This is a genomic window from Telluria sp. ZB4P37, from assembly GCF_059685855.1.
This window is the reverse complement of record NZ_JCASID010000001.1, coordinates 218,907-243,704: the sequence shown is the minus strand read 5'-3', so window position 1 is coordinate 243,704 and position 24,798 is coordinate 218,907. Positions and strand designations below refer to the sequence as shown.

Annotated in this window: 25 protein-coding genes and 1 pseudogene; 17 read left to right on the top strand and 9 right to left on the bottom strand. The window is 66.4% G+C overall.

Features of this window, described 5'->3' with window-relative positions:
• Positions 1 to 41: 41 nt before the first annotated feature.
• The 3 genes and pseudogenes from AC56K1_RS01225 to AC56K1_RS01215 all read right to left on the bottom strand — a co-directional run.
• Positions 42 to 455, bottom strand: a pseudogene (locus AC56K1_RS01225) (FGGY family carbohydrate kinase); the annotation flags it as partial.
• A complete protein-coding gene (locus AC56K1_RS01220; protein WP_497156029.1) occupies positions 448 to 2,010 on the bottom strand; it encodes a glycerol-3-phosphate dehydrogenase/oxidase in 1,563 nt (520 codons plus the stop codon). The pseudogene AC56K1_RS01225 and the gene AC56K1_RS01220, both read right to left, overlap by 8 nt.
• Positions 2,007 to 3,602 carry an FAD-binding oxidoreductase gene (locus AC56K1_RS01215; protein ID WP_497156028.1) on the bottom strand — a complete coding sequence of 532 codons (1,596 nt, stop codon included), beginning with the start codon at positions 3,600 to 3,602 and terminating at the stop codon, positions 2,007 to 2,009. The genes AC56K1_RS01220 and AC56K1_RS01215 overlap by 4 nt, the downstream gene beginning before the upstream one ends.
• 75 nt (positions 3,603 to 3,677) lie before the next feature.
• Here AC56K1_RS01215 and AC56K1_RS01210 point away from each other — a divergent pair, with 75 nt between their 5' ends.
• From AC56K1_RS01210 to AC56K1_RS01175, 8 genes are all read left to right on the top strand, one after another.
• Positions 3,678 to 4,718 carry an AraC family transcriptional regulator gene (locus tag AC56K1_RS01210; protein ID WP_497156027.1) on the top strand — a complete coding sequence of 347 codons (1,041 nt, stop codon included), beginning with the start codon at positions 3,678 to 3,680 and terminating at the stop codon, positions 4,716 to 4,718.
• Positions 4,719 to 4,818: 100 nt separating this feature from the next.
• Positions 4,819 to 6,045, top strand: a complete 1,227-nt coding sequence (gene dapC, locus AC56K1_RS01205; protein ID WP_497156026.1) for a succinyldiaminopimelate transaminase — start codon at positions 4,819 to 4,821, stop codon at positions 6,043 to 6,045.
• Positions 6,046 to 6,076: 31 nt separating this feature from the next.
• Positions 6,077 to 6,904, top strand: a complete 828-nt coding sequence (dapD, locus tag AC56K1_RS01200) for a 2,3,4,5-tetrahydropyridine-2,6-dicarboxylate N-succinyltransferase (RefSeq protein WP_497156025.1) — start codon at positions 6,077 to 6,079, stop codon at positions 6,902 to 6,904.
• 84 nt (positions 6,905 to 6,988) lie between these two features.
• Entirely contained in the window at positions 6,989 to 8,134 is a 1,146-nt protein-coding gene (locus AC56K1_RS01195) for a PilT/PilU family type 4a pilus ATPase (RefSeq protein ID WP_497156024.1), read from the top strand.
• 145 nt (positions 8,135 to 8,279) lie between these two features.
• Entirely contained in the window at positions 8,280 to 8,633 is a 354-nt protein-coding gene (locus tag AC56K1_RS01190) for an ArsC family reductase (protein WP_497156023.1), read from the top strand.
• A complete protein-coding gene (gene dapE, locus AC56K1_RS01185; RefSeq protein WP_497156022.1) occupies positions 8,630 to 9,763 on the top strand; it encodes a succinyl-diaminopimelate desuccinylase in 1,134 nt (377 codons plus the stop codon). Before AC56K1_RS01190 ends, dapE begins: the two co-directional genes overlap by 4 nt.
• 44 nt (positions 9,764 to 9,807) lie before the next feature.
• Positions 9,808 to 10,698, top strand: coding sequence for a 50S ribosomal protein L3 N(5)-glutamine methyltransferase (prmB, locus tag AC56K1_RS01180; protein ID WP_497156021.1), 891 nt, complete (start codon positions 9,808 to 9,810; stop codon positions 10,696 to 10,698).
• A gap of 189 nt (positions 10,699 to 10,887) precedes the next feature.
• Complete coding sequence (locus tag AC56K1_RS01175; protein WP_497156020.1) at positions 10,888 to 12,885, top strand: ATP-binding cassette domain-containing protein; 1,998 nt, start codon at positions 10,888 to 10,890, stop codon at positions 12,883 to 12,885.
• A gap of 18 nt (positions 12,886 to 12,903) precedes the next feature.
• Here AC56K1_RS01175 and AC56K1_RS01170 read toward each other — a convergent pair whose 3' ends face one another.
• Positions 12,904 to 13,365, bottom strand: coding sequence for a chemotaxis protein CheW (locus tag AC56K1_RS01170; protein WP_497156019.1), 462 nt, complete (start codon positions 13,363 to 13,365; stop codon positions 12,904 to 12,906).
• Positions 13,366 to 13,614: 249 nt separating this feature from the next.
• Positions 13,615 to 14,175 carry a PEP-CTERM sorting domain-containing protein gene (locus AC56K1_RS01165; protein WP_497156018.1) on the bottom strand — a complete coding sequence of 187 codons (561 nt, stop codon included), beginning with the start codon at positions 14,173 to 14,175 and terminating at the stop codon, positions 13,615 to 13,617.
• A gap of 240 nt (positions 14,176 to 14,415) precedes the next feature.
• Here AC56K1_RS01165 and AC56K1_RS01160 point away from each other — a divergent pair, with 240 nt between their 5' ends.
• Entirely contained in the window at positions 14,416 to 14,754 is a 339-nt protein-coding gene (locus tag AC56K1_RS01160) for a hypothetical protein (protein ID WP_497156017.1), read from the top strand.
• Positions 14,755 to 14,759: 5 nt separating this feature from the next.
• On the opposite strand, the gene AC56K1_RS01155 is transcribed toward AC56K1_RS01160, so the two are convergent.
• On the bottom strand, positions 14,760 to 15,407 hold the full coding sequence (locus tag AC56K1_RS01155) for an NUDIX hydrolase (protein ID WP_497156016.1): 648 nt from the start codon (positions 15,405 to 15,407) through the stop codon (positions 14,760 to 14,762).
• 116 nt (positions 15,408 to 15,523) lie between these two features.
• Here AC56K1_RS01155 and AC56K1_RS01150 point away from each other — a divergent pair, with 116 nt between their 5' ends.
• Positions 15,524 to 16,366, top strand: coding sequence for a DUF817 domain-containing protein (locus AC56K1_RS01150; protein ID WP_497156626.1), 843 nt, complete (start codon positions 15,524 to 15,526; stop codon positions 16,364 to 16,366).
• Positions 16,367 to 16,472: 106 nt separating this feature from the next.
• Positions 16,473 to 16,985, top strand: a complete 513-nt coding sequence (locus tag AC56K1_RS01145) for a nuclear transport factor 2 family protein (RefSeq protein ID WP_497156015.1) — start codon at positions 16,473 to 16,475, stop codon at positions 16,983 to 16,985.
• On the opposite strand, the gene AC56K1_RS01140 is transcribed toward AC56K1_RS01145, so the two are convergent.
• The 3 genes from AC56K1_RS01140 to AC56K1_RS01130 all read right to left on the bottom strand — a co-directional run bounded on the left by AC56K1_RS01140 (position 16,982) and on the right by AC56K1_RS01130 (position 19,886).
• Positions 16,982 to 17,368: a DUF2750 domain-containing protein gene (locus tag AC56K1_RS01140; RefSeq protein ID WP_497156014.1), complete on the bottom strand. Its 387-nt coding sequence runs from the start codon at positions 17,366 to 17,368 to the stop codon at positions 16,982 to 16,984. The two genes, AC56K1_RS01145 and AC56K1_RS01140, sit on opposite strands and share 4 nt — an antisense overlap.
• Positions 17,369 to 17,393: 25 nt before the next feature.
• Complete coding sequence (locus AC56K1_RS01135; RefSeq protein WP_497156013.1) at positions 17,394 to 19,289, bottom strand: flagellar assembly protein A; 1,896 nt, start codon at positions 19,287 to 19,289, stop codon at positions 17,394 to 17,396.
• A gap of 171 nt (positions 19,290 to 19,460) precedes the next feature.
• On the bottom strand, positions 19,461 to 19,886 hold the full coding sequence (locus tag AC56K1_RS01130) for a hypothetical protein (RefSeq protein WP_497156012.1): 426 nt from the start codon (positions 19,884 to 19,886) through the stop codon (positions 19,461 to 19,463).
• A gap of 301 nt (positions 19,887 to 20,187) precedes the next feature.
• On the opposite strand from AC56K1_RS01130, the gene ompR reads away from it, so the two are divergent.
• The 6 genes from ompR to AC56K1_RS01100 all read left to right on the top strand — a co-directional run bounded on the left by ompR (position 20,188) and on the right by AC56K1_RS01100 (position 24,763).
• The gene (gene ompR, locus AC56K1_RS01125; RefSeq protein ID WP_497156625.1) at positions 20,188 to 20,889 is read left to right on the top strand and encodes an osmolarity response regulator transcription factor OmpR; all 702 of its coding nucleotides are present in this window, start codon (positions 20,188 to 20,190) and stop codon (positions 20,887 to 20,889) included.
• Complete coding sequence (locus AC56K1_RS01120; RefSeq protein WP_497156011.1) at positions 20,889 to 22,262, top strand: ATP-binding protein; 1,374 nt, start codon at positions 20,889 to 20,891, stop codon at positions 22,260 to 22,262. The genes ompR and AC56K1_RS01120 overlap by 1 nt, the downstream gene beginning before the upstream one ends.
• A gap of 3 nt (positions 22,263 to 22,265) precedes the next feature.
• A complete protein-coding gene (locus tag AC56K1_RS01115) occupies positions 22,266 to 22,898 on the top strand; it encodes a class I SAM-dependent DNA methyltransferase (RefSeq protein ID WP_497156010.1) in 633 nt (210 codons plus the stop codon).
• 45 nt (positions 22,899 to 22,943) lie between these two features.
• Positions 22,944 to 23,915: a threo-3-hydroxy-L-aspartate ammonia-lyase gene (locus tag AC56K1_RS01110; RefSeq protein WP_497156009.1), complete on the top strand. Its 972-nt coding sequence runs from the start codon at positions 22,944 to 22,946 to the stop codon at positions 23,913 to 23,915.
• Positions 23,915 to 24,289: a RidA family protein gene (locus AC56K1_RS01105; protein WP_497156008.1), complete on the top strand. Its 375-nt coding sequence runs from the start codon at positions 23,915 to 23,917 to the stop codon at positions 24,287 to 24,289. The genes AC56K1_RS01110 and AC56K1_RS01105 overlap by 1 nt, the downstream gene beginning before the upstream one ends.
• A gap of 96 nt (positions 24,290 to 24,385) precedes the next feature.
• Positions 24,386 to 24,763, top strand: coding sequence for a DUF4124 domain-containing protein (locus AC56K1_RS01100; protein ID WP_497156007.1), 378 nt, complete (start codon positions 24,386 to 24,388; stop codon positions 24,761 to 24,763).
• The last annotated feature ends 35 nt before the right edge of the window (positions 24,764 to 24,798 follow it).

Genomic DNA, 24,798 nt, shown 5'->3' with positions numbered 1-24,798 from the left:
CAGACGTCCGGCTGGTGTGCGCGAATCCAGTTGATCTCGGCCTCGCCGCGGAAGTAGTCGATGGTGCTGCTGACCCGCGCCAGCCGGAAGGCCGTGCGCCACAGCGGGCCGATGGGCGGCACGGTCTCGGTGCGGCGCTGGTCGAGCCAGGTGATGGCCGGGCGCAGTGGTTTGCCCCCGGCGTCCACATTGATGACGGTGCCGCGCTGGGTGGTCACGGCCACGCCGGCAATGCGGCTGCGGTCGGCGCCGGGCCGGGTCCACAGCTCGCGGCAGGCCTGGCACAGCGCCTGCCAGAAGCCTTCCGGGTCGTGCTCGGCCCAGCCGGGGTGCTCGCTCGTATAGTTCAGCAGCTGGACCTGCGATTTGGCGACGATCTCGCCTTTCAGGTCGAACAGCAGCGCGCGCACGCTCTGGGTGCCGTTGTCGATGGCGAGGATCAGGGGGTCAAGCATGGAGTGGCTCATGTTCGTGCGTGTCGGGGATGCCGTAATGCGCCTGCCACAGCGCCAGGTAAGCCATTTGCTCCTCAATCCAGCGCGCATCGCTCCAGCCGAGTTCCGGCTGGCAGATGGCGCGGATGCGGGCCAGGTGCGCGGCGCCGCCGGCGCGCAGCTGCAGCCCCAAGCGGGTGCGGCGCAGCAGCAGGTCGTCCAGGCGGTGGACGGTTTCGCTGCGCGCGGCCCAGCGCAGCTCGGCCCAGGGCGTGAGCGTGCCGGGAACGAGCTCCAGCTCGCCCGCCTGCGCGGCATCGACCACCGCCTGGGCATGGCGCCCGTGGCGGCCTGCAAGGCGCAGCAAGAGCCCGGCGGGGACGGCGCGCGTCCCCCTCGGTACCGGCTGCGCGGCGAAGACGGGCCGGGGCGCCAGGTCGGCGCGCCACTGCGGCAACTGGCGCGCGACATGGCCCAGGGTGTCGAGGGCGATGGCGCGGAAGGTGGTCAGCTTGCCGCCAGTGACTGCCACCAGGCCCGGCTCGTCCCAGACCAGGTGTTCGCGCGCTTCTTTCGAGGGCGCCGCGCCGGTGCCGCTGTCGAGCACCGGGCGCACACCGGCATAGGTAGCCAGCACGTCGTCGTCCTGCAGGTCCGATTGCGGGAACTGCGCGCGCAGGGCGGCCATCAGGTAATCGAATTCCCCGCGCGTGATGCGCGCTTCCAGCGCCAGCCCTTCTGCATGGTCGACATCGGTGGTGCCCACCAGGGTCACGCCTTCCCAGGGAAAGGCGAACACCGGCCGGCCATCAACCGGATGCATCAGGCTGACCGCCTGTGCCAGCGGCAGGCGCCAGGCGGGCAGCACCACGTGGCTGCCGCGCAGCGGGCGCAGGCGCGGCGCATTGCCCTGGCCGGGGAGCGCGCAGGCCCAGGCGCCGGTGGCGTTGACCACGACGCGCGCCGCGACCTCGCTGGCGGCGCCGGTACGCGCATCGCGCAGCAGCGCACCGGTCACGCGGCCCTCGACACGCTGCAAGGACTCGACCGCGACATAGTTGCGCGCTTGCGCCCCATGGCTGCGCGCTTCGTCCAGCACCCGCAGCACCAGCCGCGCGTCGTCGGTCTTCGCATCCAGGTAGCGGATACCGCCGGCGAGGCCCGCACGGTGGATGTTCGGCGCCAGCATCGCAAAATCGTCGGCTCGCACCCAGTGCGATTCGCGCCGCCCCGCCATCAGGTCGTAGATGGCCAGACCGGCCAGGAAACTGCGCCGCTTGCGCCGGCTCGCGCCGTAGTCGGCAAAGGCGAAGCTTTGGGGTTCGACCAGGCCCGGCGCATCGCGCAGCAGCGCTTCGCGCTCGCGCACGGATTCGCGCGTCAGGCGCAGGCGGCCTTCGGCCAGGTAGCGCAGGCCGCCGTGCACCAGCTTGGACGAGCGGCTCGAGGTGCCCCAGGCGAAGTCGCGCTGCTCGACCAGCAGCGCCGTCAAGCCGCGCCGCGCCGCTTCCAGCAGGATGCCGGCGCCCGTGATGCCGCCGCCGATTACGAGCAAATCGTATTCCTCGGGCTTCATGGCGCGACCAGCTTGCCGGGATTCATGCGCCCATCGGGATCGACATGCTTGAAGAGCGCGCCCATCGCACTCAGCCCCAGCTCGCCTTTCTCCGCCGCCAGCCAGGGCGCGTGATCGACGCCGACCCCGTGCTGATGGCTGATGGTGCCGCCCGCCGCGACAATGGCCGCGGACACGCTGTCTTTCAACAGGCGCCAGCGCGCCAGGTCGGCCTCGTAATTCCCGGCCAGGCGGAACACGAAGGTCGAATACACGCTCGCCCCCTGCGGGTAGAGGTGCGACAGATGGGTGTAGGCATGCACCTTTTCACCGGATGCCTGCAAGGCATGTGCGGCAGCGTGCTCGATACCTTCCATGGCTTGCGTCACGCGCGGCCAGTCCGCCGCCGTCTCCACCGTGTCGATCGCATAGCCCTGTGCCCAGGCCGCGTTGCGCAGGTAGACGCTGCGGTAGCGGTTGCGGCGCCAGCGCTCGCCCAGGCCGCGCCCCGCATGCACGCCGCGGTAACGGCGCGCGATGCCAAGTGCCGCGCGCAGGGCCGGCACGGCCTGCGACCGCGCGCCGCTGGCGCCGATCATCAGCATGCATTTGCCATCGCCGCAGCCGCGTAGCGACAGCCAGGCCGTCAAGAGGCGCACCAGCTTCGCGTGCCCCGCCAGGGTCAGCATGGTTGTGGTCTCGATGGCGTTCGACAGGCGCAGCATCGACAGCGGCAGCCGCGCCTGCGCCAGCTCGCGCACGGCCTCAAGGGCGCGCTCCCAGTCCGGGAAGTACACCGCGTGGAAGGCTTCATGCTCGGGCAGGCGGCTGATGCGCACCGTGGCCTCGGTCACGATGCCGAGCCGGCCTTCGGAGCCGAGCACCATCTCGCGCAGGTCGATGCCGGCAGCCGACGCCGGAAAAGTCGGGATGTCCAGGGTGCCGCTGGGCGTTTCGACCCGGCCGCCGGCGAACAGCTGCTCGATGCGCCCGTAGCGCAGCGACTGCTGGCCCGAGGAGCGGGTCACGACCCAGCCGCCGAGGGTCGAATATTCAAAGGATTGCGGGAAGTGGCCGAGCGTGTAGCCGTGCGCGCGCAGCTGCGCTTCCAGGTCGGGCCCGGTCACGCCCGCGCCAAAGGTCGCCAGCTGGGATTCGCGGTCCAGCGAGACCAGGGCGCGCATGCGGCGCATGTCGATGCTCAATGTCGGCCGCGTCGTTTGGTGCACGCCGAGGTGGCCCGCGACGCTGGTGCCGCCGCCGTAGGGAATCACATCGGCGGCCTGGCTTGCCGCGAAGGCCAGCAGCTCGCGCACCTGTTCGGCGGATTCGGGACAGGCAACGCCATCGGGGGCAGCATCGATGCGGCCATGGCGCAGGCGCAGCCAGTCCGACAGGCTCTGGCCGAGGGCATGCAGCAGGCGCACCGCGGCGCCGGCGTCGACCAGCGGATGCGGCGCAAGACGTCCCGGCGGCAGGCGCGCGCAAGCATCCTCGAAGCTCGCATCCCGCGGAGGCGTCCCCTGCCCCAGGCGCCCGGCAAGGAAGGCCTGCGCCTGCCCACCCAGCGGCATATCGATCGAATCGTCACCCCAGCCATTCCACCGCCGCATCGTCTTTTCCCCTTATACTCAGCCTTGTCATTCCCGCCAGAGTAAGCGTCCGTCACTCTACCGTATTGCGCTTTCATGTCACAGCTTTGCTCCATCGCGCCAGCCGCTTGCGCCGACGCCAGCCGGGTCACCGGCGCCTACCTGCAGCCGCTCATCGAGACCGCGGCAAGCCGCGGCGTCGATGCGGCGCGGCTCGCGCAGGCGGCCGGCTTGCCCGCGGATGCGCTGAACTCCGCGCCCGACTCGCTGGCCGCGCGCGACTACATCGCGCTGCTCGACGCCGGCGCGCGCCTGGGCAGTGACCCGCATTTCGGCCTGCACGTCGGCGAGCGGGTGCGGCCCGGCACCTTCTCGGCATATGGCCTGGTGCTGATGGCCTGCAGCGACTTCGGCCAGGCGCTCGAACAAACGCAGCGCTACGAGGGGCTGGCCCATGACCTCGGCCGCAGCGCCCTGGCAGTCGAAGGCGCGGACGCGCACTACGCCTGGACCAGCCACTATCCCGGCGCCAGCCGCCACCTGGTGGAAAGCGTGTTCGCCGGGATCCGCGTGTTCGGCAGCTGGCTGGCCGGGCGCCCGCTGGGTCCGCGCCAGATCGCCTTCACCCACCATAGCGAGACGGCGCCCGACGAGTACCTGCGCGTGCTGGGCGTGCAACCGCAATTCGGGGCGCCGGCCAACGTGGCCCGTTTCGATGCCGCGCTGCGTGGCATGCCGGTACCGAACGCCGACCCCAGCCTGTACCCGGTGCTGCGCCAGCATGCCGAGCGGCTGCTAAGCGAACGCAGCGCAGCCGGTAGCAGCGTGGCAGCCGACGTGCGCGCCGCCATCATCCGCAGCCTGCCGCACGGGCAGGCGCGGCTGCCCTCGGTGGCCGGGCAGCTGGGCATGTCGGCGCGCACCCTGCAGCGCAAGCTGGCCGATGCCGGCTGCAGCTACCAGGAGGTGCTCGACGGCGCCCGCTACGAGCTGGCGCGCGGCTACCTGCGCCAGGGCGCCTATAGCCTGGTCGACATCGCCTTCCTGCTGGGCTACCAGGAACAGAGCGCCTTCACCCACGCCTTCCGCGAATGGTCGGGCATCAATCCCGGCGCCTGGCGCGCGGGTGGAAACTGATAGCCCCGGGCTCATGCGGGCAGGCGTCTGCCGCCTATCCTTGCAGAGGCTATAATTGACGGAATATCGAAAGCGCACACCGCACCTACCGGTTACCGACGTGAACCCACATCTCGACCAGCTCCATCCCTACCCCTTCGAACAACTGCGCCAGCTGTTCGCCGGCGTGGTCCCGAACGCCGCCTACAGCCCGATCAGCCTGGGCATCGGCGAGCCGAAACACCCGACCCCGCCCTTCATCGAAAAAGCCCTGATGCACGCGATGGCGGGCCTGTCCAGCTACCCCAGCACCATCGGGGGCGAGCCGCTGCGCGTGGCGATCGCGAGCTGGCTCGAGCACCGCTACGGCATCCCGCCGGTCGATCCGGCCACCATGGTGTTGCCGGTGAACGGCTCGCGCGAAGCGCTGTTCGCCATCGCCCAGTGCGTGGTCGACGCAGCGCGCGGCAAGCTTGATGGCGGCGCCCTGGTGATGAGCCCCAACCCCTTCTACCAGATCTACGAAGGCGCGGCCTACCTGGCCGGCGCCGAGCCGTATTACGTGAACTCGGAACCCGGCCGCAACTTCGCGCCCGATTTCGGCAGCGTGCCCGACACCATCTGGCCGCGCGTGCAGCTGCTGTACGTCTGCTCGCCCGGCAACCCGACCGGCGCCGTGCTCTCGCTCGACGACTGGAAGCAGCTGTTCGAGCTGTCCGACCGCCACGGCTTCGCGATCGCGGCCGACGAGTGCTATTCCGAGATTTACTTCGGCGCGACGCCGCCGCTGGGCGCGCTCGAAGCCGCCCACCAGCTCGGCCGCAGCCTTGGTCCGCACCGCTACGCCAACCTGATCGTGTTCTCCAGCCTGTCGAAGCGCTCGAACGTGCCGGGCATGCGCTCGGGCTTCGTCGCGGGCGATCCGCAGCTGCTGAAGAAATTCCTGCTGTACCGCACCTATTGCGGCGGCGCGATGTCCCCGCCGGTGCAGGCAGCCTCGATCGCGGCTTGGGGCGACGAGCACCACGTGCAGGAAAACCGCGCGCTCTACCGCGAGAAGTTCAGGCTCATCACCCCCTTGCTGCGTGAAGTAATGGACGTCGAGCTGCCCGATGCCGGTTTCTACCTGTGGGCCGACGTGCGCCGCACCGGCCTGTCCGACCTCGAGTTCGCACGCCGCCTGTACGCCGAATATAATGTCACCGTCCTGCCGGGCAGCTACCTTGCGCGCGAAGCGCACGGCGTCAACCCCGGGCGCAACCGTATCCGCATGGCGCTGGTGGCAAGCGTCGACGAAGGCCTCGATGCGGCGAACCGCATCAATGCGTTCTGCAAGACCCTCGCCTGAGCACCCCCAATTTATCCACTGAAGATCCATCATGACCCAACAACTCCAGAACATCATCGACACCGCGTGGGAACAGCGCGCGGAAATCAGCCCGTCGAACGCCACTGCCGAAGTGCGCGACGCGGTCGCCCACGTGCTGGCCGGCCTGGATGCCGGCACCCTGCGCGTGGCGCAGAAAGACACCGGCAGCTGGGTCGTGAACCAGTGGATCAAGAAGGCCGTACTGCTGTCCTTCCGCCTCGAGAACAACGTCCCGGTGTCGGGTGGCGATGGGATGCAGTTCTACGACAAGGTGCCGACCAAGTTCGCCGGCTACACGCCGGAAGATTTCGCCAAGGGCGGTTTCCGCGTGGTGCCGCCGGCCGTGGCGCGCCGCGGCAGCTTCATCGGCAAGAACGTCGTGCTGATGCCGTCCTACGTCAACATCGGCGCCTACGTCGATGAAGGCGCCATGGTCGACACCTGGGCCACCGTCGGCTCCTGCGCCCAGATCGGCAAGAACGTCCACCTGTCGGGCGGCGTCGGCATCGGCGGCGTGCTCGAACCAATGCAGGCCAACCCGACCATCATCGAAGACAACTGCTTCATCGGCGCGCGCTCGGAAATCGTCGAAGGCGTGATCGTCGAAGAGAATTCGGTGATCTCGATGGGCGTGTACATCGGCCAGTCGACCAAGATCTACAACCGCGAAACCGGCGAAGTGAGCTACGGCCGCGTGCCGTCGGGCTCCGTGGTGGTGTCGGGCAGCCTGCCTTCCCCTGATGGCAAGTACAGCCTGTACTGCGCGGTGATCGTCAAGCGTGTGGATGCGCAGACGCGTTCAAAGACCGCGATCAACGATTTGCTGCGCGGGGATTGATGTTTTCGTTGAAGGCGCGGTCGGCATAGCCGGCCGCGCGGTCAACTACCTTACGCACACCACAACAATACCGGAGACGATGACATGGCCATGGACCGCCTGTTCCAGCTGATGAAGGAGAAGAACGCATCCGACATGTTCTTCGCCGTGAACTCTCCGGTGCATATCAAGATCAACGGGAACCTCATCCCGATCAACCAGCATCGTCTCGAACCCGAGAACATCATCTCCCTGCTGTCGGAAATCGCCACGCCCGAGCAGATGACGGAGCTGGACCGCGAAAATGAGCTGAACCTGGGCGTGTCGGTGCCCAACCTTGGGCGCTTCCGCCTGTCGGCCTTCCGCCAGCGCGGCTCGATTTCCGCGGTGTTCCGCTTCGTGCCGGCGAATATCCCGCCGATCGGCGAACTGGGCCTGCCGCCGGTGCTGTCCGAACTGATCATGGAAAAGCGCGGCCTGCTGCTGATCGTGGGCGCCACGGGTTCCGGCAAGTCGACCACCATCGCCTCGATGCTGGATCACCGCAACGAACAGCGCCCCGGCCACATCCTCACGCTGGAAGACCCGATCGAATATCTTTTCAAGAACAAGAAATCGATCGTCAACCAGCGCGAGATCGGCAGCGACGCCACCAGCTTCGGCACCGCCCTGCGCAACTCCATGCGCCAGGCGCCGGACTGCATCCTGATCGGCGAGATCCGCGACAAGGAAACCATGGCGGCGGCACTGGCCTATGCGCAGTCCGGCCACCTGGTGCTCGCCACCCTGCACGCCAACAACAGCTACAACGCGCTGAACCGCATCATCAGCTTCTACCCGATCGAGAACCGCGCCGCCCTGCTGCAGGATCTGTCATCGAGCGTGAAAGCCATCGTCTCGCAGCGCCTGATCAAGTCCGCCGCCGGCGGCCAGCGCCAGGCCGCGGTGGAAGTCATGCTCAACACCCGCTATATCGCCGACCTGATCGAAAAAGGCGAGATCGGCCAGATCAAGGATGCGATGGACAAGAGTTTGTCGCCGGGCTCGCAGTCCTTCGAGACCGCGCTGCTCAAGCTGGTGAAGGACGAGCTGGTGACCCAGGAAGAAGCCCTGGCCAATGCCGACTCGGCCACCAACCTGCTCTGGCTGCTCAACAATGGGCCGGACAGTCAGCAACAGGCGCAAGAGCAGCCAAAACCGGGCTCCGATCCTTCCAGCGCCTCGTTCACGGAATTCACGCTCAACACCTGAGTCCAGCCGTCCGCTCCTGAAAACCGCCCCTGTGTAGAATCCTCGCAGGGGCCTGCCTGTGCATGCCTGCAGGGCTGTGCTACCCTTGCGCCTTTCCAAAATACCATCAGCCCGCGCGCTCGCGCGGGCGCAGCGAGCTACGCCCATGACCATTACCCTCCACGGCATTCCCAACTGCGACACCGTCAAGAAAGCCCGCACCTGGCTGGCGGACAACGGCCACGACTTCACCTTCCATGACTTCAAGAAGCAGGGATTGACGCGCGAACTGGTCGCCGGCTGGCTGGAAGAGCTCGACTGGGAAACCCTGGTCAACCGCAAGGGCACGACCTGGCGCAATTTACCGGACGAACGCCGGACGCAAATCCTTGATAAAGCGAGCGCCCTGGAACTGATGCTGGAAAACCCGTCCGTCATCAAGCGCCCGGTGCTTGCCGGCGCCGGCCCGGTCTCGGTCGGCTTTTCGGCGGACCAGTACGCGGCAAAGTTCGCCAAATGAAGCCCTCCCGCACCCTGCTGCTCACCGAAGAGCTGATCGCGCTGGACTCGGTCACTCCGCACGACAAGGGCTGCCAGCAGCGCCTGATCGCACTGCTCGCACCGCTCGGTTTCGTATGCGAGACCATCGAATCGAACGGCGTGACCAACCTGTGGGCACGCAAGGGCACCACCAGCCCGGTGTTCGTGTTCGCCGGCCACACCGACGTGGTGCCGACCGGCCCGGTGCAGCAATGGGAATCGGCGCCCTTCGTGCCGACCCGGCGCGACGGCAAGCTGTATGGCCGCGGCGCCTCGGACATGAAGACCTCGATCGCGGCGATGGTCATCGCCTGCGAGGAATTCATCGCGGCGCACGCGGATCACAAGGGCTCGATCGCCTTCCTCATCACCAGCGACGAAGAAGGCCCGGCGACGGACGGCACCGTGGTCGTCTGCGAACGCCTGGAAGACCGCGGCGAGACGCTCGATTATTGCCTGGTGGGCGAGCCGACCTCGAACCACGTGATGGGCGACACGATCAAGAACGGCCGCCGCGGTTCGCTCTCGGGCCACCTTGTCATCAAGGGCATCCAGGGCCATATCGCCTATCCGCACCTGGCGCGCAACCCGATCCACCAGGCCGCGCCGGCACTGGCTGAACTGGCCGCGGAAGTCTGGGACGAAGGCAATGAATACTATGCGCCGACCAGCTGGCAAGTCTCGAACATCCAGGGCGGTACCGGCGCCAACAACGTAATCCCCGGCAGCATGAGCCTGGAATTCAACTTCCGCTTTTCGACTGCCAGCACCGCCGACGGCCTGGAGGCGCGCGTGCATGCCATCCTCGACCGCCACAGCCTGGACTACGAGCTGCAATGGACGCTGTCGGGCCAGCCCTTCCTTACCCCAAAAGGCGCGCTGTCGGACGCCCTGTGCGTGGCGATCCAGGACGAGCTGGGCGTGCAGACCGAATTGTCGACCACCGGCGGCACCTCGGATGGGCGCTTCATCGCCCGCATCTGTCCGCAAGTGATAGAATTCGGGCCTCCGAACGCCAGCATCCACAAAATCGACGAACACATCGAGCTGCGCCACATCGACCCCCTCAAGAATATCTATCGCCGCACGCTGGAGCAGCTGCTGGTGTAGTTGCAAAACAAGCAGTAACAGAACGAACAGGACAGGAGAAGGCCATGACCACCACCAATTTCAGCACGCCACGCGACCTGCTGCGCTATGCCATCACCCGCTTCAACGGCGCCAAGTTGTTCTTCGGCCACGGCAGCGCCGAGGCCTTCGACGAAGCGGCCTACCTGGTCCTGCATACCCTGAAGCTGCCGCTGGACCGCCTCGAGCCCTTCCTGGACGCGAAACTGCTGCAGGACGAAGTGCTGCAGGTGCTGTCGGTGATCGAGCGCCGCGTCAGCGAGCGCGTGCCGGCCGCCTACATCACCAAAGAGGCGTGGCTGGGCAGCTACCACTTCTACGTGGACGAGCGCGTGCTGGTGCCGCGCTCCTTCATCGCCGAACTGATCCCGCAGACCTTCAGCCCGTGGGTGCAGGACCCGGAAGCGATCGAAAACGTGCTGGAACTGTGCACCGGCAGCGGCTGCCTGGCGATCATGATGGCCGACGCTTTCCCGAACGCCGTGATCGATGCGGTCGACATCTCGAAGGATGCCCTGGCCGTGGCCGAGCACAACATCCGCGAGTACAAGCTGGAAGGCCGCGTCAACCCGATCGAATCGGACCTGTACACCAATGTGCCGTTCAAGAAGTACAACCTGATCGTCTCGAACCCGCCTTACGTGAACAGCAATTCGATGGGCAAGCTGCCGCCGGAATACCAGCGCGAGCCGCAGATCGCCCTGGCCGGCGGCGAAGACGGCATGGACCTGGTGCGCAAGATCGTCGCAGGCGCCGCCGAACGCCTCACGCCGGAAGGCGTGCTGGTGGTCGAAATCGGCAACGAAGCCGACTACGCGGAAGCTGCCTTCGGGCACCTCGGCCTGACCTGGCTCACCACCAGTGCCGGCGACGACGCCGTGTTCCTCTTGACTGCCGAACAGCTGCAAGCCAAATAAACAAATCAATCGGTCCCCTCATCGTATGAGTGGCCGATACCCGTAGGGTGGGCAATTCGTAATCCAGGCCATTGGCCTACATTCCCTTGCCCACGCTTTCAACCAGCTCACGCGTCGCCACAATGCATCCGTGAGTTGAACGCGCGGTCGGCAAGGCCGACCACCCTACGTACTAACGAAAATCCCGCAATGATCCGATTCCAAAACGTCAGCCTGATGCGCGGCACCAAGCCGCTGTTCGTGGACGCCGACCTTACCCTCAACCCGGGCGACAAGATCGGCCTGATCGGCGCTAACGGCGCCGGCAAGTCGAGCCTGTTCGCGATGCTGCGCAACGAGCTGCACGCCGACCAGGGCTCGATCGACTTCCCGTCGAAGTGGCGCATGGCCTACGTGGCGCAGGAGACCCCGGCGCTGGACCGTCCGGCCCTGGAATACGCGATCGACGGCGACATCAACCTGCGCCGCCTGCAGGCCGAGCTCGAACGCCTGGAAGCGCACGAGGACATGGACGAACACGGCATGGCGCTGGGCGAGGTGCACGGCGCACTGCTCGATGCCGATGCCTATACCGTGCAGTCGCGCGGCGAGCAACTGCTGCTCGGCCTGGGCTTCTCGCTCGACCAGATGCAGCAGCCGGTGGCGAGCTTCTCGGGTGGCTGGCGCATGCGCCTAAACCTGGCGCAGGCCCTGATGTGCCCTTCCGACCTGCTGCTGCTCGATGAGCCGACCAACCACCTGGACCTGGACGCCATCATCTGGCTCGAGGACTGGCTCAAGCGCTATCCGGGCACCCTGGTCATCATTTCGCACGACCGCGACTTCCTCGATGAAATCGTCAACGTCATCGTGCACATCGATGAGCGCAAGCTCAAGCGCTATGGGGGCAACTACTCGAGCTTCGAGCGCCAGCGCGCCGCCGCGATGGTGCTGGCCGCCAGTGCGATGGAAAAGCAGCAGCGCACGCGCGCCCACCTGGAATCCTTCATCAACCGCTTCAAGGCCCAGGCCACCAAGGCGCGCCAGGCCCAGAGCCGCATGAAGGCCCTGGCCAAGATGGAAGAACTCGCGCCGCTGCGCGCCGCCGCCGAATTCTCGTTCGAGTTCCGCGAGCCGCTGGCCGCCCCGAACCCGCTGCTGGTGCTGGACAACGTCAATGCCGGCTATAACCTGCTGGACGAGCACGGCGACAAGGTGGGCGCCAAGACCATCGTCAAGCGCATCAACTTCTCGCTGCAGATCGGCCAGCGCATTGGCCTGCTGGGCGTGAACGGCGCCGGCAAATCGACCCTGATCAAGACCATCGCCGGCGAGCTGGCGCCGCTCGAGGGCATCGCCACCCTGGGCAAGGGCCTGTCGATCGGCTATTTCGCCCAGCACCAGGTCGAGATGCTGCGCCACGACGAATCGCCCCTGTGGCACCTGGCCAAGATCGCGCCGACCGTGCGCGAGCAGGAGCTGCGTAACTTCCTGGGCAGCTTCAACTTCCCCGGCGAGATGGTCAGCAGCCCGATCAAACCCTTCTCGGGCGGCGAAAAAGCGCGCCTGGCGCTGGCCCTGATCGTGTGGCAGCGGCCGAATTTGCTGCTGCTCGATGAACCGACCAACCACCTCGACCTCGAAACGCGCGAAGCATTGACCCTTGCGCTGGCCCAGTTCGAGGGCACCGTGGTCCTGGTATCGCACGATCGCCACCTGCTGCGCGCCACCACGGACGAATTCATCATCGTCGCCGACGGCAAGCTCCAGCCCTTCGACGGCGACCTGGACGACTACAAGGAATGGCTGTTCAAGACCAAGCTCGGCAAGGGCACGGTCACCTTGCCCACGGTGGCCGCCACGCCGATCACGGCCGCTGCGACCGAGGCCAGGGCCGCGCTGGCTGCTGCGCCACCGGCCGAGCGCAAGGACCAGAAGCGGATGGAAGCCGGCGAACGCCAGCGCATTGCCGCGCTGCGCAAACCGATCGAGAACCGGGTCAAGCGCCTGGAAGAACAGATGGCCAAGCTCAACGAGAAGAAGGCTGGCATTGACGCCGCGCTGCTCGACCCGGCCGTCTACGAGGCCGGCCAGAAGGAGCGCCTGAAAACCCTGGTGGCCGACCAGGCTTTCGCGGTGCGCGACCTGGAGCAGCTGGAAACCGAATGGATGGCGCTGCAGGAGCAGCTCGAAGGCCTGGCCGCTTGATAGACAGCCAGGCGGCCGCTAGGCCACCCGGCGGGGCTCGGCCGGGGCCAGCGACATCAGGCGGTCGATGTCGATCAGGATCAGGCGCCGTCCCTTGATGCTGCCCAGGCCAATCAGGTAGTCGGCATCGGCCCGGGCGCCCGGCAGCGGCGCCACCTGTTCCGGATGCAGCCGCACCACGCCCGTCACCCGCTCCACCACCACCCCGACCACGCCTGCCGAGACCCGCACGACGATCACGTCCGTGCCGGGATCGGGCACCGAGAATTCGGCGGAGAAGGCGGCGCGCAGGTCGACCACCGGCATGATCACCCCGCGCGAGAGCGCCACCCCGCCGACGATTTCGCCATCGTTTGAAAATCGTTCGAGCGACTTGAACAGCTTGAGCTCCTGGACGGCTGCATAGTCGAGCCCATATTCGAGCCCGCCAAGGGTGAAACCAAGGAACTGCTGGGGTACGGCTGGCGGTCGGTTCGACATGGTGCTCCCTTTCATCGGCATTACCAATCCTAAGGGCGCGGCCCTCCAGTAATGTTGACTGTAGTCAACTAGTGCACCTTGGCTGGCGCTGGACGGCGAGCGCATTGCGTCCCCGGAACGGCTGCTTAGAGCGGCGCTTGGCATCTTCCGCACGCAACGGGCACAGCGCCAAACGACAAGGCCCGGTCGTTTTACCGACCGGGCCCCTGGGCGCTTCGACACTGCCGGGGCAGTGCGGGCGTTTCCTGGTTACTTGCTTGCTTTGCGGCGGCGCGCAGCAGCCATGCCGGCCATCGCCAGGCCGAACAGGGCGATCGATGCCGGCTCGGGAACTTGCGACGAGGTGATGGTCATGGTGGCATTCCGGGTGGTCAGCGACCAGCCTGGATAGCCCCACGAATTGGTGAACATGCGCATCGAGATTGCCAGGTTGCCCGACTGGTCGATCGCCATCAGCAGCGCATTGAGTTCGGTCAGCTCGGCCGCGCCGAAGTCGCGGGTCTGGGTCGACCAGTCGTGGCCGGCGCCGGCCAGGTGCAGGTTGTACAGGTGGTTTTCGCCGTTGTACAGGCCGACGTAGACGCCGTTGCTTGGATCCGAGCCGCCCCAGCCCTGGTCGACCAGGGTAACCGAGCTGGTCAGGTTCGACACATAATTGGTGCCGGCGGCGAAGGTGACGCGGCCCAGTTCCTGGTTGCCGCCCTGCTGATACGAACCGGCCGGCGCCGTGGTCTGCACGACCGATGCCGATGCCGATGCCGCGGCGCCGGCGAGGATGACGGAGATTGCGAATGCTTTCAGGACGTTCATGGTGTTCTTCCAGTTGTGGGTTATGGTTTTTGTCACCTCCACCTAATAGCAATCATCGTGCCAGCAGGAAAATTTCTTTTAGATTCAGCAACATAACCAGCAAGGCCCGAGGCTTTCCAGATTGAATGTAAAGTTTCCCGACAGATATACAGATGTAATATTGCAACCTTGTTCCGGCAGGCTGTTCCGTATGTGGGCAGGCGTGCGTGGGATAGCCGGTGCCTTGGGTATAGTCAGGCCATGTCCAGCCCTCGCACCTATCCCAGCACGCCGGACGGGCGATATTTCGTCGTGAAAGGACGCCTCTGGCGCACCAGTAACCCTGGACTCGCGCCGGACGAACGACAGCTGTGGGTGAACCGGCTCATGGATGCGCGCAGGCAGGTCGGCGCGGCCAGGAAAGCGGGCGACCTTGACGCCGAGCGCAGCGCCCGGGCCGCCGTGGACGCGGCCAAGCGCGCGCTTGGGGAACGCGGGCCGGTGTGGTGGCTTGACGGCGCACCGGACTTCAACCGCCGGCTGGCCGCCAACACCCCGTATGCCGGCTGGTACGCCGCGCTGCCGCAGGACGCGCCCTGAGCTGGTCAGGCGAGCTTGCCGGCGGTTTCCTGCAGCGAGTTCACCAGCGGCGCATCGTTCGGATGGACCAGCACCATGTGCAGCAGCGCGCGCGGCACCAGCGATACCGCCTGGCTCTCCCAGCCCATGTCGGCCGGGCATCCGCCGACCCGGCGTGCCAAGTAATAGCGGGTCCGGCTGCGGCTGCGGGTCAGGTCGGCGAGAAAGCCCGTGAGCACGATTTGCAAGCCGCTTTCCTCGAAGGCTTCGCGAATCGCCGTTGCCCGCAGCGGCACGCCATGGTCTTGCGAGCCTTTCGGGAAGGTGGCGCGGTAGCCGCCATAGGCATTCGAGGGATGGACTACCCAGATGCGCCCATCCGCTTCCTCGATCGCCACGCCGGCCGCAACCACCATGCCGGCAACCGGCTCGTACACGGGTTCACTGAACGCGGCATCCTGGCCTGCAACAGCCGCCCATCCCGCATCTTCCTGCGGCGCCCCTGTCCATGGGCGGAAGGCAATGCCGTTCAGCGCAGCCGGCATGGCGCCGCCGGGAATGACGGTCGCAAGCAGCGCCGGGTCGAGCCAGTTCGCCGGCGCCGTCGGCGCGCTCGGGGCGCTGATCGCTACCGGCTCGCCGCGTTCGTTCTTCTCCGGGTGTATGCTCGTCATCGCCACATCATACGACGAGATTGATTCGGCGATCCTTCTGTGACAACATCGAATCACTCGTCGGCTCTCCCTTCCAGGTCCGCACAACAATGAAAAGAATGCCCGGCTCCTCTCCGATGACGCTCGCGCTCGACAACGTGCTGCTCGACACCAGGCCGCGCCAGCTCGGCGGCTGGCGCCGCGGCGGCGCCGAATTCCTGTATTTCGGCTTCAAGAATGCGCGCGCCTGCCTGTTCGTCGGCCTGTTCTTCGCCGCCATGATGCTGAGCCCACGTGCGGGCATCTTCGGCATTCCGCGCTACGACGTGCTGCTGCTGGTGGCGCTGGCGATCCAGCTGTGGATGGTGAGATCAACACTCGAAACGATGGACGAGCTCAAGGCGATCTGCCTGTTCCATGCGGTCGGCTTCGTGCTCGAGGCCTTCAAGGTGTCCGGCGGCATCCAGTCGTGGAGCTATCCGGACTTCGGCTACACCAAGCTGCTCGGCGTGCCGCTGTTCTCGGGCTTCATGTATGCGGCCATCGGCAGCTATATCGTGCAGGCCTGGCGATTGTTCGACCTGCGCATCCGCCACCATCCGCCGCACTGGATGGCCTGGACCATTGCCATCCTGATCTACGTGAACTTCTTCACCCACCACTACATCGGCGACTACCGCTGGTACCTGGCCGCCTGCGCGCTCGGCCTGTACTCGCGCACCATGGTGGTGTTCCGCCCGCTCGACCGCGACCGCAAGATGCCGCTGCTGCTGGCCTTCGTGCTGATCGGGTTCTTCATCTGGCTGGCCGAGAACATCGGCACCTTCTGGGGCGTGTGGCGCTACCCGAACCAGCTGGGAGCCTGGTCGAGCGTCCACATGAGCAAATGGAGTTCATGGTCGCTGCTGGTGATCATGACCTTCACCATCGTTGCCAACCTCAAGCACATCAAGGAAAAGATCCACGTCGCGCGCGCCTGAAGCAGGCCGGCGTCGCGTATGCGCCACGCTGGACTCAAGGACGGGCCCGCTGCACTATGATGTGCCATGCGGGCGCTCTCCTGCCCGCGCCGGCGAAGGAATCACCATGAAGCGTTTGACCGTATTTGCCAGCTCCCTCGCCTTCGTGGCGGCGGCCGGGCTGCCGGGCGCCGCCTGCGCCGCCGGGGCCCAGAGCCACCGGCTCAGCGCCGGCGCCGAAAGCGCGATCCACGCCGTGCTGCTGGCCCTCGAGCGCCAGCGCGCCGGCGCCATCCTGCGGCGCGACATCGCCACCCTGCGCCTGCTGATGGACCGCCAGTACTACCACGTCGAAAGCCGCGGCCGGGTGCGCAGCAAGACCGAGCTGCTCACGGCGATCGAGCGCGACGACATCCATTTCCGGGTCTACGAGATTGAATCGACCGAGGTCCAGGTGCTCGACCGCGGCGTGACCGCCATCGTCACCGGCGTGTTCCGCAGCCAGCTGGCAGCGGCCGGGGCCAGGCCTTTTCGCGGGCGCTACGTGCGCGTGTGGGTACGCCAGCCGGACGGCTGGAAGAACACCTTCCACCAGACCACCGAGATCCGGCCGGCCCCGGACACCTGCCAGTGCGACTAGCCGGCAGCAGCCGGCGCTTCGCTGTCGGGATGCACCAGGAGCGCGCGCGCCAGGTCGGCCGGCTCCATCTCGACCCCCGCCATGTCGGCGTTGAAGTTGACTCCGGCCCGCATGCCGTCTTCGTGCATGCCGCGCAGCCAGGTGTCGACGAAGTCCTCGAATGCGATGGCGGCGGGCCGGTAGGCTGCCCACTCGCCCTGGGCGTGTCGGCGCGCATGGGCTTCGCTCGACCAGAAGACCAGCACCTGGGCTTCGCCCTCGTTCGACTGGCAGCATGCCCAGCCATCTTCCGATTGCAGGCCCCAGGCCACGCCGCTGTCGCGGACGGCGGCAATGAAACGGTCGCGGTCGGCCTGCAGGTCGGCATTCAGGTGCAGCGTCATGGTATTCCTTTGATGGGTTGGTGGTTCAGGCGTCGGCCGGGCCGCTGGTGCTCCAGCTGAAAGCGCCGGTGCTGCCGGAAAACAGCAGCTCGGCGCCGCTGGCATCGCGCAGGCGCGCCTTGAATTCGCGTGCCGGCAGGGCATGCAGGCTTTCCGTTTCCGGCTCGACGTCCAGTGCCCGCACCGTGATCTCGCCCGCCACCGCCAGGATCTCGGCGCCGGCCACCGCGCTGTGCTGCGCGCGCTGCGCTTCCAGTTTGGCCTGGCAGGCCACGCCCGCTTCCTGCTCGGCCTCGATCTCCTTGAGCTCCTGGGCAAAGGCCGACATCTGCTTGAGCGCCGGCGCGGCGCCGGCTGCGAGCTTCTTGAACATCGGCTGCTGCTCCGGCGTGAGCACCAGTTCGCCCTTGCGCACGCGCCCGGCCAGCCTGACATAGCTGGCCACCTCAGGCTGGGCCGACAAGTCCTGCATCGCGGTGCGGCGCTGCGCGGCCAGTTCGCCGAACTGCGTGATGCGCTCGCGGATCATGCCGATCGCCGCATCGATGCGGCTGCAGTCCGGCCGCAGCACGAATATCCGCATCTCGCTGTGCCCGCGCGGCGCTGCGCGCCCGATCGTCACCCGCCCGGCGGCGATCGCGCAGCCTTCGGCCTGGCCCACCTCGACCTCGTCGGCGATGATCTCGCAATTGAGGGCCTCGGCCACCGTGACCTTCACGCCCGAGATGGTGCAGTTTTCGGCGCGCTGCACGTTGACTTCGCCCTTGCTGCTGTGGATGATGGCGCTCGAGGCCACGCCCATCACCTGGATCGGACCATCGGCATTGCGCGCGCTGCCGCCCATCAGGTTGCGGTTCAGGCGCACGATGCCGCCGCGTGAGGTGATGTGCCCGAATACGTCGGCGTGCACCGTGATGCCCTCGCCTTCGATGATGCGGTTTTCCTGGACTTCGCCGAATTCCTCGTAGTCGCCGGTCAGCTGCAGGTTGCCGGTGGTGCGGGCGCTCACGCCGTCATGGCTGACGATCTTGTCGCCCACCGTGATCTGGCTGCTGCCGCGGTCCACGTTCAAAAAGCCGTCCTGCAGGGCCACCAGGAATTCGCCTTCCCCGATCCGGTCGACCACGGTGCCGGGGCCGCTCAGGCTGGCCAGGTCGAGATCGCTCGGCACCTCGGGCGGCAGCGCAATGCCGGACAGGTCGAAGCCCGGTTCGCCGTACACGCGCGGGAGTTTTTGCAGCAGCCGGTTGCCGCGGTGGACCTGGGGGAAACGGTTCTGGAAGCTCATCAGGTCAAGCTTGCCGTTGGCGAGCTGGCGCGGCGCGTCGCTGCGGTGCAGGTCGTTCGAGACCTCGACCACGCGCGCATCTTCGCCGGCACGCGGCGGCAGCCGGCGCGCTACCGTGAAACGGCCGGCCGCGCCGGTGGCAATCGCTTCCTGGACCGTCGCGACATCGATGCCGAAGCGGATACCCTTGGTCCACATGTCGGCGACGAATTCGTCGAGATCGAGCCGGGTCGGCTGCTCGACGCCTTCTTCGTCGGCCAGGAACACCGGCTCGAAATAGTATTCGGCCTGGCCGTCGGCGATCTTGGCGGCGCGGTAGAGCAGGCGGCGCTTCGGGTCGAAGGGCAGGATGTCGTCGGCCAGGCGCACCATGGTCTCGCCGCGGGCATTGCGCGGCAGCTCGGGGCCATGGTCGAACAGGGCCTTGAGCAGCACCGCGTAGTCCAGGCCCGCAAGATATTGGTTCTTCAGGAAGATGGCGTCGACCGCCGCCAGCAGGGCCGGTCCGAGCGCGGTCACGTCGGCATAGACGCCGTCGGACTGCTTCGCGATGCACTGGCCGCCCGCGAATGCGGACGCCGGCGCGCGCGGGGCAGGCAGGGTTTCGGTGCTGGATACTACGGAGTCGGACACGATCACGCTCTTCAATCAGGCAGGTAATCGCCAAGATACCATGTTGCGATATACAAATAAACGTATGGCAATAAGATTTCTTTTATGAAACCATTCCCACACGGGTGCGGGATCCGGTGGCCCATGAAAAACGGCGCCCTCGGGCGCCGTGATGGCAGAGCAAGGCCGCATTCAGCGGCGGCGTGCGTTCGGGTACAGGTCCGCCCCGGCTTCATTGATCTGGCGGCGCAGGTCGCGGCGCTCGTCCGGCGTCATGCGGCCGCCGCGGCGCTCTTCGCGATTACGGTTGGCCTCTTCCTGCATCTGCGCGCGGCGCTGCTCTTCGCGCATCTCGTAGGCGCGCACGTCGAAGCGCGGATCCTGGGCGCGGGCGTCGAAACGCTCGCGCTGCTGCTGCTGCTGCTGCTGCTGCTGCTGCTGCTGCTGGATGTCTTCGCGGCGCGGATTACGGTCGCGCTCTTGCGCCATGGCACCGGCCGCGGTGCAGGCCAGCACGCAGGCGACGACACCGTGCCGCGTGAAAGTGGCGAAACCCCGGACGAACCCATTCCCGGCGGTGCCGCATGCTGCCTGGTTTTTCATAAGCGCGTCGTTCATAGTGTTCCTCTTCCGCGATGCCATATAAACAGATAAGCTGTGATTTTCACTTGCCGCCAATAGCTGACTGTGTCCTTCACTTGAAGCCAGTTTATGTGCATACCGTCTGAGGTGTAAGCTTGATTGGGTAAAGTTTGTAACACAATGTAATGGCTGAGCCATATGGACGAGATGTCCAATCGATAAGACGTTACCATAGCGACATGCATCTGACAATTCTGGAATCCATATGAATCCATCGACGAACAACACCAATACGAACGCAAGCCCCGGCGCCCAGAATGGCCACAGCGCGAAAATCATGGTCGTGGACGACGACGTGCGCCTGCGCGACCTGCTGCGCCGCTACCTCACCGAGCAGGGCTTCCAGGTAGTGACCGCCGAAAGCGCACCGGCCATGAACAAGCTGTGGCTGCGCGAGCGCTACGACCTGTTGGTGCTCGACCTGATGCTGCCGGGCGAAGACGGCCTGTCGATCTGCCGCCGGCTGCGCGGCGCCGGCGACCGGACCCCGATCATCATGCTCACCGCGAAGGGCGAAGATGTGGACCGCATCGTCGGCCTCGAAATGGGCGCCGACGACTACCTGCCGAAACCCTTCAACCCGCGCGAGCTGGTGGCCCGCATCGGCGCGGTCCTGCGCCGCAAGGGCCCGGACGAAATCCCGGGCGCACCGAGCGAAACACCGCAGACCTTCGAGTTCGGCGACTTCGTGCTCGATCTGGGCACGCGCACGCTGAAAAAAAACGGCGAGACCGTGCCGCTGACCACCGGCGAATTCTCGGTACTGAAGGTGTTCGCCCGCCATGCGCGCCAGCCGCTGTCGCGCGAGAAGCTGATGGAGCTCGCCAGGGGCCGCGAATACGAAGTCTTCGACCGCTCGCTCGACGTGCAGATCTCGCGCCTGCGCAAGCTCATCGAACCCGATCCTTCGAGCCCGCTGTACATCCAGACCGTCTGGGGCCTGGGCTATGTCTTCATTCCTGAAGGCCAGCCCCGCTAGTGTTTGCCCCGATCTCCGCGGCGCGGCGCGCCGCGCGCTTTGCCTGGTACCGCAGCGGCCTGTTCTGGCGCACCTTCCTGCTCATGTCGCTGCTCACAGCGGCCTCGATGGGCTCGTGGATCGGCATGATCAGCGTCTTTCAGCGCGACCAGAAAGTCCAGCAAACCGCCGAGCTGGTGGGGTCGGCGGTGACCATCACCAGGGCCGCCCTCACCCACTCGGCGCCGGACCTGCGTCGCGAACTGCTGCTCGAACTGGTGTCCAACGAAGGCATCCGCGTGCTCACGCTGAACGACTACGACATCGTCGAGCCGCCGCCGAACACGCCCGTGATGGCGGAGATCGCAACCGCCGTGCGCGAGCGCCTCGGCAAGCAGACGCGCCTGTCGAGCTCCGTGAACGGGGTGCCCGGTTTCTACATCAGCTTCAATATCGACGAAGACGAATACTGGCTGATGCTCGAGCGCGAGCGCCTTACCGGCCTGTCCGGCGTGCAGTGGCTCGGCTGGGCCACCCTGGTCGGCCTGCTGTCGCTGGTCGGCGCCGCCGTCATCTCGAATCTCGTCAACCTGCCGCTGGCGCGCCTGACGGCAGGCGCGCGCGCCATCGCCAAGGGCGAGCGGCCGGCGCCGCTCCCAGAGAAAGGCTCGCAGGAGATCATCGAGGCCAACCGCAGCTTCAACCAGATGGTGGACGACCTGGCCCAGGTCGAGAAGGACCGCGCGGTGATCCTGGCCGGCATCTCGCACGACCTGCGCACGCCGCTGGCGCGCATGCAGTTAGAGATCGAAATGGTCGATTTGCCGCAGGATGCGCGCGAAGGCATGCAGTCGGACATCAACCAGATGGACGCGATCATCGGCCAGTTCCTCGACTTCGCCAAGCCGACCGACGCCGCCACCTTCGTGGAAGTGAATTTGTCCGAAATGCTATCCGACGTCGGCCGCGAGGCCGGCCGCATCCGCGACCTGAAGGTGGCGCTCGACCTGATGCCGGGCGTGCACGTGATGGGCAACGCCACCGACCTGCGGCGCGTGGTCAACAACATCATCGAGAACGCCCGCAAATACGGCAAGACCCCTGACCAGGACTACACCGACATCGCCATCGTGCTGCGGGTGAAAGCCACCAGCCACGGACGCCGCGCCGTGATCGAGATCTGCGACCATGGCGTGGGCGTGCCGGAAGACCAGATCCTACAGTTGCTCAAGCCCTTCACGCGGCTGGACAGCGCGCGCGGGCAGGCCAATGGCGCGGGTCTGGGGCTGGCGATTGTCGAGCGCGTGCTCACCCGCCACAACGCCGAGCTGACGGTGAGTAATCGCGAAGGGGGCGGCTTGCTGTTGCAGGTGGCCTTGCCGCTGGCGGGTTGACGCATGCCGGAAGCAGCGAGCGCCGCGATCGCCCAGGCCTACGATGCGCTGGCCGAACGCTGGCTCGACGCTGCCTTCAACGCGTCGAACGGCATGCGGCAGCACGAACGCGCACTGGCCTTTCTTGAGCCGAAGGCCGGCGCCTGGGCGCTCAACGTCGGCTGCGGCTGCAATACCCGCTTCAATCCCCTGATGCGCGCGCATGGCCTGCAGATCGAGGGCATCGACATCTCCGCGCGGATGATTGCCCTGGCTCGCAAGGCCGATCCGGCGGTCGTCCTTCACCAGGCCGACGTCTGCGCATGGCAGCCGCCGCGCCGCTACCGCTTCATCACGGCCTGGGACAGTCTCTGGCACCTTCCCCTGGCGCAGCAGCGCCCTGTCATGCTGAAGCTCCTGGCGGCACTGGAGGATGGCGGCGTCTGCGTGTTCTCTGCCGGCGGGCTGGATGCACCCGACCAGCATGTGGACGCGAGCATGGGACCTGAGGTGTATTACAGCACCCCGGGGATACCGGGGCTGCTGGCGATCATTGCCGATGCGGGCTGCGTGTGCAGGCATCTCGAATATGACCAGCTAGCGGAGCAGCACGTCTACCTGGTCGTCCAGCGCCCGGGCCAGGCAAAAGGCGAATAATGCTTCCTTCGCTATACTAACGGCTTCCACCTTCGCGAGCCCCACATGACCGATACCGCCGCCCTCTCCTACCGTGACGTCGAACTGGCCGCCGAGCGCCTCGCAGGCGCCGCGCACCGCACGCCTGTGCTGACCTCGACCACCGCCGACCAGCTCACCGGCGGCACCCTGTTCTTCAAGTGCGAGAACTACCAGCGCATGGGCGCCTTCAAGTTCCGCGGGGCCTATAACGCGATCGCGAAGTTCGACGATGCCCAGCGCGCGGCCGGCGTGGTGACCTTCTCGTCGGGGAACCATGCCCAGGCGATCGCGCTGTCCGCAAAGCTGGCGGGCATCAAGTCGGTCATCATCATGCCGAGCGACGCGCCGGCGCTGAAGGTCAAGGCCACCAAGGAGTACGGCGGCGAAGTCGTCACCTACGACCGCTATCTCGAGGACCGCGAAGCGATCGGGCGCCGGCTGTCGGAAGAACGCGGCATGACATTGATTCCGCCCTACGACCACCCGGACGTCATCGCCGGCCAGGGCACGGCGGCCAAGGAGCTGTTCGAGGAAACCGGTGAGCTGGACCTGCTGCTGGTCTGCCTCGGCGGCGGCGGCCTGCTGGCCGGCTGCGCGCTGGCGGCGCGGGCCCTGTCGCCGAATTGCAAGGTCGTCGGCGTCGAGCCGGAAGCCGGCAACGACGGCCAGCAGTCGCTGCGCCGTGGTGAGATCGTGCACATCGCGGTGCCGAAGACGATCGCCGACGGCGCGATGGTGACCCATCTCGGCGTGCACAATTTCGAAGTGATCAAGCGCCACGTGGACGACATCGTCACCGTGAGCGACGCCCAGCTGGCGCAAACCATGGCCTTCTTTGCCGAGCGCATGAAGATGGTGGTCGAGCCGACCGGCTGCCTGGCAGCGGCCGCGGCCCTGCACGGCGTGGTCGACGTCAAGGGCAAGCGCGTCGGCATCCTGATCAGCGGCGGCAACGTCGACCTGTCGCGCTTCGCCGAACTGGTCACAAGCGCCTGATGGAATTCGTCCAGTCGCCGGAATTGCCCGCGCCCGCCGGTCACTATTCGCAGGCCGTCGTCACGCGCGGCGGCCTGGTATTCGTCTCGGGCGTGCTGCCGGCGCGCGAGCTCGCCGGCACCGACTTCGAAACCCAGTGTGCGTCGGTGTTCGACCAGTGCGAGAAGATCCTGCGCGCGGCCGGCTGCGGCTTGCAGGACGTCGTGCAGTGCACCGCCTACCTGGCCGGCGTCGAGCACTGGCCAGCGTTTAATACCGTATATGCGGGCGTGTTCGGCGAACATCGGCCCGCACGCGCGGTGGCGCCGGTCCCGGTCCTGCATTATGGTTTCCTGGTGGAAGTGCAACTCGTTGCTGAAAAGCCCAACGGCTGAGTGATTGTCGTGCGTTTGGCGCGCACGCGTGTGCTACCGAACAGAGAATTGTCAATCTGACACCAATAATGGAGGCTCAAGAACAAGGAGTCGACCATGAAGCGTCATCTCTGCCTTAGCCTCATTATCGCAGCCACCACCCTCACCACCCCCGGCGCATTCGCCGGTTCGGACATCGTCAAATGCGTCGATGGCGCCGGCCACGTCACGCTGACCGACCAGGCCTGCGACGACGGCACGGCTATCGTGCGCCTGGCCAGCAGCAGCGTGCTTGACGACGCGCCGCGCGCCGAACCGCATCCGCTGGCTGCCGAGCATGTCGCCCTGCCGCCGCCACCGGTGCAGCGCCGCCACCTGGCGCCGCGCGTCAAGGCCAAGCCGATGATGCGCGATGTCGCGACCTTGAAGGAGGCGCGGGCGCATTTCCTGATGCTGGATGCGGCGCCGCGGCAAAGGTTGGCGACGCTGGATTGAGTGGCAAGATCGATTTGAGCAACAACGCTCTAGCT

Coding starts and splice junctions, on each gene's coding strand:
- ompR (WP_497156625.1), top strand. CDS start 20,188: ATGGTCGTGGACGACGACGTGCGCCTGCGCGACCTGCTGCGCCGCTAC.
- prmB (WP_497156021.1), top strand. CDS start 9,808: ATGACCACCACCAATTTCAGCACGCCACGCGACCTGCTGCGCTATGCC.
- AC56K1_RS01110 (WP_497156009.1), top strand. CDS start 22,944: ATGACCGATACCGCCGCCCTCTCCTACCGTGACGTCGAACTGGCCGCC.
- AC56K1_RS01140 (WP_497156014.1), bottom strand. CDS start 17,368: ATGACGCTGCACCTGAATGCCGACCTGCAGGCCGACCGCGACCGTTTC.
- AC56K1_RS01190 (WP_497156023.1), top strand. CDS start 8,280: ATGACCATTACCCTCCACGGCATTCCCAACTGCGACACCGTCAAGAAA.
- dapE (WP_497156022.1), top strand. CDS start 8,630: ATGAAGCCCTCCCGCACCCTGCTGCTCACCGAAGAGCTGATCGCGCTG.
- AC56K1_RS01105 (WP_497156008.1), top strand. CDS start 23,915: ATGGAATTCGTCCAGTCGCCGGAATTGCCCGCGCCCGCCGGTCACTAT.
- AC56K1_RS01100 (WP_497156007.1), top strand. CDS start 24,386: ATGAAGCGTCATCTCTGCCTTAGCCTCATTATCGCAGCCACCACCCTC.
- AC56K1_RS01150 (WP_497156626.1), top strand. CDS start 15,524: ATGACGCTCGCGCTCGACAACGTGCTGCTCGACACCAGGCCGCGCCAG.
- AC56K1_RS01170 (WP_497156019.1), bottom strand. CDS start 13,365: ATGTCGAACCGACCGCCAGCCGTACCCCAGCAGTTCCTTGGTTTCACC.
- AC56K1_RS01220 (WP_497156029.1), bottom strand. CDS start 2,010: ATGAAGCCCGAGGAATACGATTTGCTCGTAATCGGCGGCGGCATCACG.
- AC56K1_RS01130 (WP_497156012.1), bottom strand. CDS start 19,886: ATGAACGACGCGCTTATGAAAAACCAGGCAGCATGCGGCACCGCCGGG.
- AC56K1_RS01210 (WP_497156027.1), top strand. CDS start 3,678: ATGTCACAGCTTTGCTCCATCGCGCCAGCCGCTTGCGCCGACGCCAGC.
- AC56K1_RS01175 (WP_497156020.1), top strand. CDS start 10,888: ATGATCCGATTCCAAAACGTCAGCCTGATGCGCGGCACCAAGCCGCTG.
- AC56K1_RS01160 (WP_497156017.1), top strand. CDS start 14,416: ATGTCCAGCCCTCGCACCTATCCCAGCACGCCGGACGGGCGATATTTC.
- AC56K1_RS01155 (WP_497156016.1), bottom strand. CDS start 15,407: ATGACGAGCATACACCCGGAGAAGAACGAACGCGGCGAGCCGGTAGCG.
- AC56K1_RS01215 (WP_497156028.1), bottom strand. CDS start 3,602: ATGCGGCGGTGGAATGGCTGGGGTGACGATTCGATCGATATGCCGCTG.
- AC56K1_RS01145 (WP_497156015.1), top strand. CDS start 16,473: ATGAAGCGTTTGACCGTATTTGCCAGCTCCCTCGCCTTCGTGGCGGCG.
- AC56K1_RS01195 (WP_497156024.1), top strand. CDS start 6,989: ATGGCCATGGACCGCCTGTTCCAGCTGATGAAGGAGAAGAACGCATCC.
- AC56K1_RS01115 (WP_497156010.1), top strand. CDS start 22,266: ATGCCGGAAGCAGCGAGCGCCGCGATCGCCCAGGCCTACGATGCGCTG.
- dapD (WP_497156025.1), top strand. CDS start 6,077: ATGACCCAACAACTCCAGAACATCATCGACACCGCGTGGGAACAGCGC.
- AC56K1_RS01165 (WP_497156018.1), bottom strand. CDS start 14,175: ATGAACGTCCTGAAAGCATTCGCAATCTCCGTCATCCTCGCCGGCGCC.